Origin of the sequence: Pedobacter cryoconitis (assembly GCF_014207135.1) — a bacterium.
GTDB lineage: Bacteria > Bacteroidota > Bacteroidia > Sphingobacteriales > Sphingobacteriaceae > Pedobacter > Pedobacter cryoconitis_D.
Map to the genome: position 1 here is coordinate 109905 of NZ_JACHCC010000014.1, position 15614 is coordinate 125518.

General features: G+C 39.3%; 11 protein-coding genes. All 11 read right to left on the minus strand.

Annotation, left to right across the window (positions count from 1 at the left end; all coding sequences use genetic code 11):
• The gene (locus HDF25_RS23090; protein WP_184628769.1) at positions 1 to 1020 is read right to left on the minus strand and encodes a TlpA family protein disulfide reductase; all 1020 of its coding nucleotides are present in this window, start codon (positions 1018 to 1020) and stop codon (positions 1 to 3) included.
• A 24-nt stretch (positions 1021 to 1044) separates the two neighbouring features.
• Positions 1045 to 1923, minus strand: coding sequence for a hypothetical protein (locus HDF25_RS23095; RefSeq protein ID WP_184628770.1), 879 nt, complete (start codon positions 1921 to 1923; stop codon positions 1045 to 1047).
• Between the two features lie 45 nt (positions 1924 to 1968).
• A complete protein-coding gene (locus HDF25_RS23100) occupies positions 1969 to 3531 on the minus strand; it encodes a RagB/SusD family nutrient uptake outer membrane protein (protein WP_184628771.1) in 1563 nt (520 codons plus the stop codon).
• Positions 3532 to 3542: 11 nt separating this feature from the next.
• Positions 3543 to 7112, minus strand: coding sequence for a SusC/RagA family TonB-linked outer membrane protein (locus tag HDF25_RS23105; RefSeq protein ID WP_184628772.1), 3570 nt, complete (start codon positions 7110 to 7112; stop codon positions 3543 to 3545).
• A gap of 317 nt (positions 7113 to 7429) precedes the next feature.
• Positions 7430 to 8560, minus strand: coding sequence for a FecR family protein (locus HDF25_RS23110; protein WP_184628773.1), 1131 nt, complete (start codon positions 8558 to 8560; stop codon positions 7430 to 7432).
• 84 nt (positions 8561 to 8644) lie between these two features.
• On the minus strand, positions 8645 to 9232 hold the full coding sequence (locus tag HDF25_RS23115; RefSeq protein ID WP_184628774.1) for an RNA polymerase sigma-70 factor: 588 nt from the start codon (positions 9230 to 9232) through the stop codon (positions 8645 to 8647).
• Positions 9233 to 9701: 469 nt separating this feature from the next.
• On the minus strand, positions 9702 to 11132 hold the full coding sequence (gene dnaA, locus HDF25_RS23120) for a chromosomal replication initiator protein DnaA (RefSeq protein ID WP_184628775.1): 1431 nt from the start codon (positions 11130 to 11132) through the stop codon (positions 9702 to 9704).
• Between the two features lie 647 nt (positions 11133 to 11779).
• Positions 11780 to 12205, minus strand: coding sequence for an organic hydroperoxide resistance protein (locus tag HDF25_RS23125; protein ID WP_221451010.1), 426 nt, complete (start codon positions 12203 to 12205; stop codon positions 11780 to 11782).
• A complete protein-coding gene (locus tag HDF25_RS23130) occupies positions 12198 to 12626 on the minus strand; it encodes a MarR family transcriptional regulator (RefSeq protein ID WP_317618247.1) in 429 nt (142 codons plus the stop codon). The genes HDF25_RS23125 and HDF25_RS23130 overlap by 8 nt, the downstream gene beginning before the upstream one ends.
• 230 nt (positions 12627 to 12856) lie before the next feature.
• Positions 12857 to 14047, minus strand: a complete 1191-nt coding sequence (fabV, locus tag HDF25_RS23135) for an enoyl-ACP reductase FabV (RefSeq protein WP_184628777.1) — start codon at positions 14045 to 14047, stop codon at positions 12857 to 12859.
• Positions 14048 to 14089: 42 nt separating this feature from the next.
• The gene (locus HDF25_RS23140) at positions 14090 to 15550 is read right to left on the minus strand and encodes an aminoacyl-histidine dipeptidase (protein WP_184628778.1); all 1461 of its coding nucleotides are present in this window, start codon (positions 15548 to 15550) and stop codon (positions 14090 to 14092) included.
• Positions 15551 to 15614 lie beyond the last annotated feature (64 nt).

A 15614-nucleotide genomic window follows, 5' to 3' on the forward strand; every position in this document is an offset into this window, starting at 1 on the left:
TTATTTTCCTTTTGTTATTTCAATCAAAGCTTTTTTAAGGTCTTCCCCATTGATCACATCCCTTTTCAGTATCGTACCATCTTTATTGATAATGACACAAAAAGGAATTTGCTTAAAACCATATCTGGTTCTGAGTTTTGAATTAAAAAAACCGGATTCCTTGGTTTTGATATCAGAAAACCCGGTTCTGTCCCAGAGTTTTACCCATGGAATATTCATTTCTCTCAATCCCTGCTGATACTTCGCCTGATCATCATCCATCGAAATGCTGATAAACTGAACATCCGGCTCAAACTCTTTATAAAAAGTCTTGAAATTTTCCATCGCTCTCCTGCATGGGCCACACCAGGAAGCCCAAAAATCAAGTACCACAATTTTACCTCTGAAATCTTTTAGTGTCACCATTTTATTATTTTCATTGGGCAACTCGAAATCAGGCGCTATAACCCCTGCAGTATACTGTTTTAAGCTGTCAACCGTTTTGACCAGCCATTTTGCAGATTCGGTTTGACGTTCATTCTCAGGGATCTTTTGTAAGAAATTGTAGTTAAAATCATATTTATCCGAATTGAAGAGATAAGCCAGTGCGGTAAGCTCCCTGAAATTTAATGCCGTAAACGCATTTGGGTCCAGCTTAAAATCCCATGAAGTTTTAGGCGCAAATTCCATCATTTTAAAATGTTCATCCAAACCATTAAATTCAAGGTTGTTATTCTGACTATCCATATCATCGTAATAACCGTTAATGGTAACCGTATGGTTAACCAAAAAAAGTTTTTGCACTGTTTTACCAATAGAAAGCACATACAAATCAGGGACAACCGAAACCGGCCCCAACTCAAATGTTCCCTTATTTTTATCAATATCAGTTTTAAAAATAGTTTGCCCTGATAAAGATTTTAAAGAAATAGTTATAGCCGTGACAGTTTTAATATTCCCCTTTAAAACAAGGTTCTCCTGTGCACGGGCATAAAACACAGACAAAACAATCCCCAGGGCAAACATAATTTTGCGCATCATTTTACTACTAATTAAAAAATTTACTTATTGTCCGTTCCCTATAGCCTGCAAATCGATATTATATTGCTGTTTATAAAATGCTATCATCGCAGCATATTTCTTTCGAATCAAACCTGTCGGGTCCTTTACAGCAGTTAATATCCCCCGCGCAGTAACATCTGTAGCGGTTGTATTAGGATCTGTTAAAAAAGAATAAGGATTATAGACGATAGCCTGTATATAAGATTGCCAATCTGTGGATGCCGGTGTTAAACCAGTCGTAGATCCCAGAAAACCTCTTTTATAACGATCTGCCTGCGTTCCGGAAACCGCTGTTGTATAATCACTAGCAGCAAGAAAAATACTGGATCTTGGTATTTTGAGCTGGACATCCATCATTTTTAGAAAGCTAAAATTCACATCTCCCCTGTAAACAGCCGGATTGATAGTGGAAATTGAGCTATTAACTCCGCCTACTGCAAAGCTTTGATATCCACCCAAATACGTATTATTAATAGTCAAAAGGAAGGCATTAACCTGTAACTTGTTATAAATTAAAGAACTGCATAAAAAGAACTTCAGGGGAAGGTGACTTTTTAAAGTTGAATCTGCATAGTACTTAAAAAATGTATTTTGCAGTAAATCCAGTTCCGGATTAATATATAAAGTATCGGCAGGTACCGATGTATATGGAAGAAAAGCAGTAGTAGTACTAGGCACAGTCCAGTTGATGTCCTGCTGACTGAATTTATACAAAATATACGTTCCAAACCGATTATAGTAATCCACAATCCGGGCATCGTAATCATGGTTCCCCTGAGGTACTTTAAATCCCGGTTCAGGTGTACTGCTTGGGGTTAAGGGTGCGTCTGTTTTTTTACAGGAATTAACCAGTAATGCCAGTCCCCCTAAAAATAATATCATCCTTATCGTTTTATTGAAATTTTTCATGTTCTTCGTCTTCAAGGTTTATGGATTTTGTGTAAGCGCCCCATTGCGGTCAAGAGCTTCCTGTGGTATAGGTAGTGTATAACGGTTATCTCCCTGTGCCAGGGTAAACGTTTGACCACTACCAGCCACTTCCTCATAGTAATGCGAAATAGAAGGCATTCCATAGCGACGCAGATCGAACCAGCGATGTCCCTCAAAAGGGAATTCTCTTCTGCGCTCATCCTTGTAAAAATTCAACAATTGGGTTGCATCGGTAATATTGATTGGCACATAAGCCTGACGTGGATCATACCTCGACGTCCTTAATGTATTAATATCCTGTAAAGCAGATAATCTTAATGCATCATTCCCTGTACTGATGAATTTCCTGATATTTGCTTCTGCCCGATTCAAATAGAGTTCGGCTACGCGGAAACCTTCTCCTCCCATACCACCAGCATATGGTAAATAGGTTACTGGATATGGTGGAACATAAATAACGTACCCATAACAAGAAAAATAAATACGGGAACGCAAATCTCCCAGATAAATAGCATTATTTGCTGTACCATATTTCTCATATAAATTCCATAAGTCTGGCGACACAGCATAAGGTGGGCTATAAGTAGCGCTGTATGCCGGGTTCAGACCACCAGCTTTTAAGATCTGATCTTCCCCTGTATTATATGGAGCGTATGCCCAAATAATTTCACTGCTTACTGAGGGGTCGTAAATCTTGTTTAAATTATCTGAATTGTGAAGATTATTATAAGTATAGTAATCAGCAGAGTTGAAGGAGCTCAATTGAGAAAGCTGGGATCTTATTGCCAAACCCTGGTTTGCATATTGAAGAGCAAGGTCCCATTTTTCCTGATATAAATACATTCTGGACAAGAGTGTATACACCCCGGTTACATTCATCTTATAGACGCCATAGTCTTTGGTAGGATTTTTTAGTAGCGTGGCAGCATTTAATAAATCTGCCTCAATCTGGGTATAAACTTCTGCAACAGAATTCCTTTTAGGAAATGCATCTGTAACATCCATGGATAACATTAAAGGTACGCCCGGACTAGTTGACGGATCTGAACCCGCAGCATTATAAGGCTTTCCATACATATTAACCAATATGAAATAATAATAAGCTCTTAAAGCCAGAGCCTGCCCTTTAAGATTCTGTTTATCAGCATCAGCCCCGCTTACTTTATCTATATAAGCAAGTATCACATTACAACCTGCAATATGCTTGTAGAGTATCTGATACGAATCCAGATAGGTTTTATTGGTTAAACCCCCAGGCTGGATTAAATCCTGATACATTGTTTTAGACCACGTAAAAGGCCCTTGTCCAACCCTTACCACAGCCTGATAAGTAGGCTGCCCCTGGCCACCATTACAGTTTACATCATCTGTAATTACATTTAACAGCAGGTGTAAATTTGTTTGATATGGGTAGGCCTCCCCTGCCGCTAGTGCAATTAAATCCTGAACGGTAGAAGGTTTAATCAGGTCAAGGCTTTGTTCTGCCAGGAATTTTTTACAACCGGTATTCGAAACCAGGATTCCAGCGGTGAAAATAAATATATAAAATAAACGTTTCATGTTTTTATTTTTTAGAAGGTTGCAGATAAGTTAACTACATGGGTACGTGGCAGAGGTTGACCTCCTGAAGCCACTTCAGGATCTATACCTTTAAGATCTTTACTTACAAAGGTGTATAGATTACCTGCAGTATAACCAATAGACAGACTTTTGCAATAAACACGTTTAGCAAATTTCTGCGGAAGCATATATGAAAAATTAACATTATTAATCCGTAAATAGGAAGCATTCACCACTCTTGCTGTACTAAAATCATACATTTGATAAGGAGATAAGGTAAGCGCAGAAGCCGATGGAATAGACACGAAAGGGACTCCATAAAAAGGTAATGAAGGGATATTGGTAAAAGCCTCATCACCAGGTTTCTGCCAACGGTTCACCAACTCTGCCGGCAAGTTATTATACTCATTTGGCGTATTGTTGGTCATACTAGCCGGATACAGCGGTGCCAGTATCTTGCTTGCACCTACAGAAGCGTACAGATTGGTGGAAAAAGTAAACTCTTTATATCTTACCATTGTACCAAATCCACCAGTGAAATCAGGATTCAGTTTTCCGGCATATTTCATATAAGCTGAAGCATCTGTTGTTACGTTGGGATTACTGGCCGTTGTAGGAATATTAAATAACGGTTGTCCATTAGCCGGGTTAAGTCCTGCAAAATCAAAAACCCAGAAACCAGACACAGGATATCCCTGTACATAATAACTACCAGATGTAGCAGTATTCCAGGTAGGATTAGGGCTCAGTGGATTAGTAATTTTGTTAATATCTTTAGCACCATTTATACTGATTGACCAGGTCAGATCTTTAGTTTTTATAGCATAAAACATAAGCTGCGCCTCAATTCCCGAATTCTTCATCGTACCGCCATTCATTGGCATTTGCAAAACCCCATCCTCATAAGGGGTACTCTTTAGCACAATTAAGTCAGAACTGTTTTTATTATAAACATCTACAGTTCCGCTTAAACGGCTTTTAAAAAGACTGAAATCAAGACCAAAGTTAGTCGTCTGTGTCTTTTCCCATCTTAAATTAGCATAAGGTAATGAAGTAATGTTCAAAACCCTTTCGCCAGTCAGTGTGCTGATAGCGGCTGATCCCGCTGGAATATTAGCAATCAGATCAGGTCCATAATTTTCAGCCACATTTCCCTGGAAACCATAACTGGCTCTTACACTAAGCTCATTTAACCAGTCATTTTTATCAAAAAAGTGTTCTCTGGATATATTCCATTTCCCCCCAACGGCCCAAATCGGATTAAAACGGGTACGGGCATCCTGACCAAATGTATTAGACGCATCTCCCCTCAAACTCGCATTAAACACATACCTGTCATCATAGCTATAGACACCAGTGACATAATAAGATACATACCTGGCGACAGAAGCAGAATTGGTAAAGCTAAAATTGTTCAGATAAATTGGGTTTGGCTGCACACCGCTTGTAGTGGTTATTGTCGCCGGTGGATTGATTACGACCTTTCCCATATCAGGGTAGTAACCATAGATGGTACTTGCTGATCCTGCATACTGATTGCTTCTTAATTCTAAACCACCCATAGCGCTAATGGCATGCTTTTTATTGATTACAGTTGCATAACTTAAAGCATTTCTGAAGGTATAATTGGTATTCCGGTCATCTTCCAGGCCCTGCATTCCTCCCATAGGTAACTTTGAAGCTTTATACTGAGCCGTTGTTGGTCCATACTGACCATACTCATACCCTCTCATTGCAGCCATTGCATTGGTAAGATCAGACTGATAACTTTCTGAATGCGTGTTGGTAAAACCAATCCCCAGATCCGATTGAAAACGGAAACCTAAAGGAAGTTCATATTTAACACTGATGGCCGTATTGAGATTGGTTTTGATATTGAAATTTCCCGAATTGGCCAGTTCATTCAATACATTGTAATTATAGTTGCTACCTTGAACACTACTCTGATAATAAGCTAAACTGCCATCTGGATTATAGGCAGGTAACACCCTGCTGGTTGTTGTTGCATACTGATAGGGGTCTGTACCAAAAAAACCTGTTGTATTGGTATAAGTTCCCGATAAACGCGCCGAGACAGAAAGTTTACTGGTTATATAACTGGTAAAATTAATGTTGGCCAGATAGGTATCCATATTGTTACCTTTTGCCTGTCCCTGCTGATTGGAATATCCAAATGATCCATAATAAGTACTGGAATTACCACCGCCACTTACACTCAGGTTATGGGTTTGGCTGAAAGGCTGCACAAAAAGTAACTTAAACCAGTCAGTATTATTTACTTCTAATTGTTTGACTCCTGCACTAAAGCTGTCATAAGGAAGTTTATTTGTCAGATATTGATTCAAAAGACCAGAATAACCGATATTATCCAGACCAAACTGGGAGACCAGTCCTTTTTGATAAATTTCTCTGGATACATCTACCCGCTGCTCAGAATTCATCAGATCCATATTATTATAGCTAAGTGCTTGCTGCGTAGAAAAACTGGTATTGTAAGAAATGGTAGGCGCATTTCCTAATTTTCCTCTTTTGGTATTAATTACAATCACACCATTAGCTGCTTTTACACCATAAATAGCAGTTGAAGCTGCATCTTTTAATATGGTAACATCCTCAATATCATAAGCATTTAACCAGGAGATCGCACTTCCAATATAATTTTTCAAAGCCTGTGCATTGGAAGGGCTTGAACCAAACGCATTTAAATCTGTTCCCTTAAATGGCAGTGGATCTTCCTGTATAATCCCATCAACTACCCAAACCGGTTGTTGATTACCTAATAAGGTAGAAGTACCCCTTATGGTTACAGACTGTCTTGTACCCAGCTCACCTGAGCTACTTGAAACTGCCATACCGGCAAGTTTACCCTGCAGCATCTGCTCTATGGAGTTCGTCCCGTTAATCACCAGGTCTTCCGCTTTTATCTGGGCAATTGACCCCGTCATTAATTTCTTTTGAACTTGCTGATAACCAGTAGAAACCACTGATATTTCATCGAGTTTTCCATCCGCTGCTTTAAGCCTGATGATGCCCATATCCTTCGCAACAGGTATTTCCCTGGTTTCAAAACCTAAATAAGAAATGATCAGGATAGTTTTTTCATCTACTTTGTTCAGAATAAAATCTCCGTTGTTGTTTGTAAGCGTGTAGCGTTTGGCATCTTTTATTTTAATTGTAGCCTTTGGCAAAGGCTTTCCATCTTCATCTGTCACCCTTCCCGACACATCAATATCCGCTACGAATGTACTTCTCAGCAGATCAGAGACTCTTTCACTATAGGACTTCTCCTTAATAATAATCACCTTATCTTCAATCACATAACTAAAAGGCTGGTCCTTGAAACACTTTTCCAGTACCTGATCTAAAGGCGCATCCTTAAAACTGACATCAAACTGCCTGGTTTTATCTATAGCAGCAGCAGGCCATATAATACCATAGCCTGTTTGTTGTTTGATCACTTTAAATACCTGGGTTAACGAGGCGTTATTTTGCTTAAAAGTCACCTTTTGAGCAAATCCGGCGGCACTAACCTGTACTATGGCTACAATAAGGATTACAGTAGTAATTTTAATGCTCATCATAATTCTTCTTTTTACCGATGCATCAGGCATGAGTAAATCTATCAGCTTACCTAACTGGCTGTATAACATACAGCAAATAGGCCAACATAAAATTTTGGTATAAATTTTATACATTTGGTTATCTGTTTAAATTCCTTGAAAGTCGATTGTAATTTTTTTGGATTAATCAGAACTTAAGGACTTCGATTACGACTCGGAGTCCTTGTTTTTCTCTGATTAATCAGCTGGCGGGGCCGCCGCTATTGATCTGGTAAATATTTTCTCATGTGGTTGGTTTTATGGTTTGGTTATTAGTTGATTATGGTTCTTAAAGGCTGTTACTTGACAACCACTTTATTATTTTCCACGGTAAATTTTGCCAGACCGGTTAATTCCAGCATTTTTAATACTTTAGAGATGTGACTAAAACGCGAGATATAGCCTCCAAATACCACATCTTTCTTGGAAGGGTCCTGAAACTCTACCTCTACATTATACCATCTGCTTATTTTTTTCATTACACTTTCCAGACGCTCTTCATCAAAGGAAAATTCTCCTTTTTGCCAGGCAACCGCTTCTTCCGTATCCACATTCCGCACCTGAAGCAAATTATCTGAGAAACGGATAACCGACTGCTGGCCGGGTTTCAAAGTACCTGAAACACTGGATTTAAGATTGAGAACTTTTACACTTCCCTCCAGTAAAGTCGTTTTCACGGCAGGTTCATCATTGTAACAGCTAATGTTAAAATGCGTTCCCAGAACTTCTACACGCTGTTGATTTGCTTTTACGATAAATGGATGTTTTTTATCCTTTGCTACTTCGAAGTAAGCCTCCCCATTTAATTCTACCACACGTTGAGCAGCGCCTTTAAGAGATGTAGGATAAGCTAAACTCGAAGCTGCGTTGAGCCACACATTTGTTCCATCCGGCAAACGAACCTGATATTGCTGACCACGTGCAGTATGGAGTGTATTTATTTTGTGATCAGTTATGGAAGTATCCTGAGCAACCGGTGTCAGATCATAAACAATCTCGCCATTGGCTGTTTTACGAATACTAACTCCTCCTTCCTGGGCAAGTTTACCATCAGTAGCATCCGATAGAATAATATTCCGACCATTAGATAAGGTTAAAGTTGCCCCATTTTTTCCTGGAGCAATATCGGGTTTGGCTATCTGCTTCTCTGCGTAAAAATTGTTATACCCATAAAAACCAAGTCCGGCACAAAGTAAAACTGAAGCCGCAGCTGCGGCACGTGGCCAAAGTTTTCTTCGTTTCGATTGCAGCTTATTCACAGAAAGACGGTTCCACACCTTTGTCTCAGCTTCTTCAATCCTGTCCATACCTGGTATTTCACCTTCCTCTTCCGCATTCAGGTACCAGCTCTCCACTATAGCCTGTTCCTGTTCATCAGCTATACCAGACAGGTATTTCTCAATTAAAGTTTCTTCTTTTGTTTTATCCATAGTGTTGGGAATATCACTTCTTATACATAAGGCTATTAACTAGCACGGATAGGGTATCGGAAATAAAAAAAAATAAAAAAGAATTTAATATCTATTCTGATTAAGCAGAAAAAGCAGGTAGACAATTATTCCAAGACGTGAGCGCAAAATTCTTAAAGAATTTTTGATCTGCGTCCGGACAGTATGTTCGGAGGTACCCAGCTCACTGGCAATATCTTTATGGCTTTTACCCTCTTTCCGGCTCATTTCAAACACCTTCTTCATCTGGGGTGGCAGTGCATTAATTTCTTTTTCTATCAGGGCCGTTAGCTCCCATTCTCTGATCTTTATATCAGTAAGGAACTCACCTTTATCAATGAACTCTTTTAAAGAGTCCAGATAGCGTATCTTACGATCTGATCTTAAGCCCAGGGTAAAGATCCTGTTCCGCACAGCTGCATATAAATAAGAAGAAAATTTAGTTGTGATCTCCAGCTGCTCTCTTTTAGACCAAACAAATTCAAACAGGTCCTGCACTACATCCATTGCCTCTTCTTCATCCTTTAAGCGCTTAAAAGCATGAATAAATAAGACTTTGAAATACCGGTGATAAATTTCTGCAAAGGCATTTTCATCCCCATCCCTCAAAAGGAGGTTCAGGTCTAGATCAGATAGAGAATTATAGGTACTCATTACATTCCGCCAGGCAGTTTTTATTCATTGATGACACTTTGCCTACTACACAAAGAATGGCCCTTAAGCACATAACTTTACATAAGCATAATCCAATATTAAATAATTATTTCTGAAAAAATGATATAAAAACAAGCTCTCATCAAAAGACATGACCAGATTAACTTCGTCCGTTTCTTTACAAATCCGACATATTCAATAAATTCTCAATGTCATTTAACTCATCCGTATATCTACTGCTTTTTAAGAATTCTTCAGGTCGTTTTTAATGGATTTGACCATTTCTACAGGCTTATCATGCGATCGGCGAATTAGCTGTATTCAAGAGGCTTTTGGAGGTATCATTTTTATTACCCAACTCTTTTACCTTATCAAAGGATAGCTGCGGTCTAAAATACAGCTCAAAAAAAAGAGGTTGATCATCCTTTTATAGATGACACAACCTCTTTTAGCTAATAAGCGATGATACCTAGCTCATTTTTAATTTTTTCTGGATATCATTCACATATCCTTTGAATTTCTTATCCGTATCGATCAGATCCTCAACAGTCTGACAAGCGTAAATTACGGTAGAGTGATCCCTTCCGCCATAAAATGCACCGATACTTTTCAAAGAAGATTTAGTTAAACTCTTGGACAGGTACATAGAAATCTGGCGGGCCTGCACAATTTCACGTTTACGTGTAGCAGATTTTACCATTTCTATAGGGACCTCAAAATACTCACAAACCAGTTTCTGGATATAATCCATTGAAATCTCTTTGGTTGTATTTTTAATAAAGTTTTTCAACATCGATTTAGCAAGCCCTAAATCAATATCTTTTTTATTTAAAGTTGATTGTGCTAACAAAGAAACCATTGCTCCTTCCAGTTCACGCACATTATTATCAATGTTATTAGCTACATATTCAACGACATCCGAAGGCAGTTCAATACCATCCGCATACATCTTTTTCCTCAGGATAGCTACCCTGGTTTCCAGATCAGGGATCTGTAAATCAGCAGAAAGCCCCCATTTGAAACGGCTTAACAAACGCTCTTCAACACCAGATAAATCTTTTGGTGCTTTATCAGAAGTGATAATAATCTGTTTACCAGACTGGTGAAGGTGATTAAAGATATGGAAGAAAATATCCTGTGTCTTCTCTTTACCAGCAAAATTATGCACATCATCCATGATGATTACATCCATTGCCTGGTAGAAATTCACAAAATCGTTAATTGTATTATTTTTCAGGGATTCCACAAACTGCTGGCAGAACTTCTCGCAGGATACATAAATAACCAGTTTATCTGGTAAAGTACGTCTGATTTCATTGCCTATCGCCTGTACCAGGTGGGTTTTTCCCAATCCTACAGCACCATAGATCATCAATGGGTTAAAGGAGGTAGCTCCGGGTTTTGCAGCAACCGCAAAACCAGCAGAACGTGCTAAACGATTACAGTCCCCTTCTACGTAACTTTCAAAAGTATATTGAGAATTTAATTGAGGATCTACATTCAGTTTCTTTAATCCTGGTATAATGAAAGGATTTTTGATATCCTTATTAATCGATACCGGAACCGGCATTGATTGTGTTTTCGAAGCTGCTCCATTCCCATTTGAAGGCATGCTCGTCGTGTAAGGTGAGCCTGTATTTGAAGATTTATCTACCACAATATTATATTCGAGACGGCCTTCTTCTCCCATTTGCTGTTTAACAGTTTTACGTAATAAACCTACGTAGTGCTCTTCCAGCCATTCATAAAAAAACAAACTTGGTACTTGTACGGTTAGTACATTGCCTTCCAGTTTTAAAGCGGAAATAGGTTCGAACCAAGTTTTAAAACTTTGAACCGGGATGTTATCCTTAATAATCTGGAGACAGTTATTCCATACTTCGGTACAAGTTTTTTGCATAGTTATTCTATAAATTAATGGTATTCAACTTAAATTACGGCCAAACACACTGCCGTTTTGGGAGGGCGAAGATCCTAAAAATTACCCATAAAAAATCATAAAATCTCACCTATTTCATAAGTCGCTAACAAGCAAAAAGATACAGTTCTGAAAAGCACGTTTTTTGTGGATAACTTATCCACATCGAAAATTCAGTGTGTATAACTTTTAAATTAACACGAGATTTTTCATTCGTAAATCCAGTAAAATTTTAAACTTATTTAAACTCACAGGTATGACTTTTGTGATAGTGCAAAAACAGTACCAGACAACTTGTCATAAATTATCAGTTCAAATAAATACTATATATTCCTGATTTTAAATTTATTAAAAAAAATGAGAAGAATCCAGTAAAAACTACACAATGAATTTCAACAAACCAGGTGTACTAAAAAATGGTCTGACCAGTCCCGGATATATTCTTCAAAAAAGCTTTCAAAGAATCTATAGAACAGCCAGACCAATCTTATCCACATGATAACCGCCCATCTCTTCAGACCCCGGTTTACCACACTCAAAATAACCCCTTCTAAGGGGCGGTTTCCATCAATCAGACACACAAGTCCAAACCCAAAGAGATCGCCCCTCAGAACAAAGATTTACATGCTTTAAACGTTTACCAGTTCCACTTCAATGTTACCCCGTGTAGCATTCGAATAAGGACAAACATGATGCGCCTTCTCAGTCAAAGCCTTTGCCACTTCTGGTGTCACACCAGGAACAGATACCCCCAGCTTTACAGCCAACTGAAATCCTCCTGTACTATTCTTGCCGATACTCACCTGTGCAGTTACTTTAGTCTCTCCTGTCTGAACTTTCTCCGTTTTGATGACCAGATTCAGGGCGCTGTCAAAACAAGCCGCATATCCCGCTGCAAAGAGCTGCTCCGGGTTAGTGTACGCTCCTGCCCCACCGCCTAGTTCCTTAGGCATTCTCACCTCAAGATCCAATACGCCATCTGATGATTTTACATTTCCATTTCTACCACCAGTAGCACTAGCTTCAGCAGTATACAGTTTTTCAATTTTATCCATGATGTTTATTAATTGTATTTAAAATTCCACTTAGTTTTTGTTGCAGGCTGACGATCTCAGCTTCGGTCATATCCAATGCGCAGAATAGCGCACCTGGTATTTCCACAGCAGACTCTTTTAGTTCGAGTCCGGCCCCGGTAAGTTCAATATGAACCACCCTTTCATCTTCCGCACTCCTCTTCCTGGTCAGGTACTTTTTTTGTTCCAGTCTTTTCAGTAATGGGGTAAGCGTTCCGGTATCCAACAGAAGACGTTCCCCTATTTCTTTAATGCTGATTCTATTGGTTTCCCAAAGCAGCAGCATCACCAGATACTGCGGATAGGTAAGCCCCAGCTTTTCCAGCAAAGGACGATACAAAGAAGTAATTTGCCTTGACAAGGCATAGATCGGGAAGCAGAGCTGATGCTCCAGTTTAAGCATTTCCATAATAAGTAAACGCTATGCTTCTAATTATATTGTGCACAATACAATTTTACACTACACACTTGAATTCATGATTACGAGCCCAAAACACAATTTTAAATAAAAAACTGATTATCAAAACACTAACACAAAACACCTAAAGTGATTATTATCCTAACAAAAATATTATAGCATAAAAAAAAGGGCTCCCAAATACATGGAAACCCTTTCTATTTGAGCAGATAGATTTAAACTAATCCTGGTACTTCTACCATTTCATCTGATTCAATTTCATAATTTACACCAGCTACATCGAAGCCGAATAAGTTCAGAAAATCCTTTTTGTAACCCGCAAGGTCACCAATTTCAGGCAGACTTTCAGTTGTCGCTTCAGCCCACAATTCAGAAACTTTAGCCTGAACAGCTGCATCCATTTCCAGGTCATCGATACGGATTCTTCCATTACTATCAGTTGGTACTTCAGCTCCGGTATACAACCTGTCCTGGAATAAACGCTGGATCTGTTCGATGCAACCTTCATGAGTTCCGTTCTCTTTCATCACTTTATAAAGCAATGAAATATACAATGGAATAACCGGAATAGCAGAGCTCGCCTGAGTTACCAAAGCTTTGTTCACAGAAACAAATGCTTTTCCATTCAGATCTTTTAATTTTTCTGTAATGCTAAAAGCCGTAGCTTCCAGATCGTCCTTCGCACGGCCAATAGTTCCTTTACGGTAAACTGGTTCTGTTACTGACGGGCCGATATAAGAGTAAGCAACTGTTGTTGCACCTTCGGCAAGTAAACCTGCAGCTTTCAGATCTTCGATCCAGAAACCCCAGTCTTCCCCTCCCATTACCGCTACAGTATTTTCTATTTCTTCTTCATTTGCGGACTGAATGGAGATCTCCGAAATAACGCCTGTATGGAAATCAACGGTTTTATTACTAAAACCCTGACCGATTGGCTTCAATACAGAATTATACACTACTCCTGTTTTCGGGTGTGTTCTGCGTGGTGAAGCCAGACTATAAATAACCAGATCAACCTGACCCAGGTCAGCTTTGATCAGCTCTATTGTTTTTTGTTTGATTTCATCTGAGAAAGCATCTCCATTGATACTTTTGGCATACAAACCTGCTTCCTGAGCCTTAGTTTCAAAAGCTGCTGTGTTATACCAGCCCGGAGAAGCCGTTTTACCTGGTGCAGGTGGCTTTTCAAAATACACCCCTATTGTAGATGCATCTGATCCAAAGGCGCTGGTAATTCTTGATGCCAGTCCGAACCCTGTAGATGCGCCAATAACCAACACACGTTTAGGGCCTGCAATAGCTCCTTTTGATTTCACGTAGTTAATTTGATTGACAATGTTTTGCTCACATCCTTCAGGATGAGCAGTCAGGCAGATAAAACCACGTATTCTTGGTGCAATAATCATAAATTGTTCTTTAAAGAAGGTCTAAAATAAGGAATTCTTTTTCTATTTAGTATTTTTGGGAATTTCTTTAAGTATCGTAATCAGGTAACCCCAGAATTTCTGAACAGAGGAGATCTGTACTCTTTCATCCGGAGAGTGAGCCCCTCTGATTGTCGGTCCAAACGAAATCATATCCATTCCTGGTAAATGACCACCCAGGATACCACATTCCAGTCCTGCATGACAGGCTTCAACTTTAGGCGCTTTACCAAAAGAAGTTTCATACAAGGCAACCATAGCCCTTAAGATATCAGAATCAGGGTTAGGTTTCCAGCCCGGATAATCACCAGCCTGTTTAACTTCCGCACCCATATTTTCAAAAGCCGCACGTATCGCATTAGAAACATCAGTTTTAGTACTTTCCACACTACTACGTTGCAAAGACTGTGTAATAAACGATCCGTCTTTAATAATCACTCTGGCCAGATTACTTGAAGCTTCCACCAGGTCATCGATATCAGGACTCATTCTGAAAACACCATTTGGCATAGCATATAGCGTATTGACGATCTTTTTAAAGTCTGCCTTAACCATCACCTGTGCAGGCAGTACAGTTTCCTGAGTTGCTAAAACAAGGGTAGGTTCAACAGTGTGATATTCTTCTTTAAGCAAATCCGCAAAAGACCTGATGAATTCAGCAAAGATCCCTTTTTCAGCATTCGCGACAACAACTACCGCAGCAGACTCTCTTGGGATTGCATTTCTTAAACTTCCGCCATTCACAGAACCGATAGCCAGCTCCATAGTTTGTGCCGCAGTATAAAACAACCTGTTCATCAGTTTATTCGCATTTGCCCTGCCTTTGTGGATATCCATTCCTGAATGTCCGCCTTTTAATCCCTTAATCGTGATTTCAAAAGCAGTACTGTCACCCGCAACAGCTTCCTGCTGATAATTGTAATTTGTATTCGTATCTATTCCTCCGGCACAGCCGATGGTCAGTTCATCATCTTCTTCTGTATCCAGGTTCAACAATACTAAGCCGGAAAAGTTAGCAGGATCAAGCTGTTTAGCGCCCGTCATGCCTGTTTCCTCATCGATTGTAAACATAGCTTCCAAAGCAGGATGTGCAATGGTTGAAGAAGCTAATAAGGCCATAATAGCCGCTACCCCTATTCCATTGTCAGCCCCCAGTGTCGTGCCCCTGGCTTTTACCCAGTCTTCATCCACAAACATCTCTATGCCCTGTTCATCAAAATTAAAAACAGTGTCACTGTTTTTCTGATGAACCATATCCAGGTGAGACTGTAAAATCACAGTTTTACGATCTTCCATTCCCGGAGTAGCCGGTTTTTTGATAACGACATTCCCAATAGGATCTGTCACTGTTTCCAGACCAAGTTCTTTACCAAAGCTGACCATAAAAGCAATGACACGTTCTTCTTTTTTTGAAGCGCGCGGGACTGCGTTCAGCCGGACAAAATTGCTCCAAAGTTCCTGAGGTTCTAAATTTTTGACTTCCATTAAAAAATATAAATGGGAACAAGCCTACCAGCCAGACTCCCTGATTAAAATTATAGGTGAAATA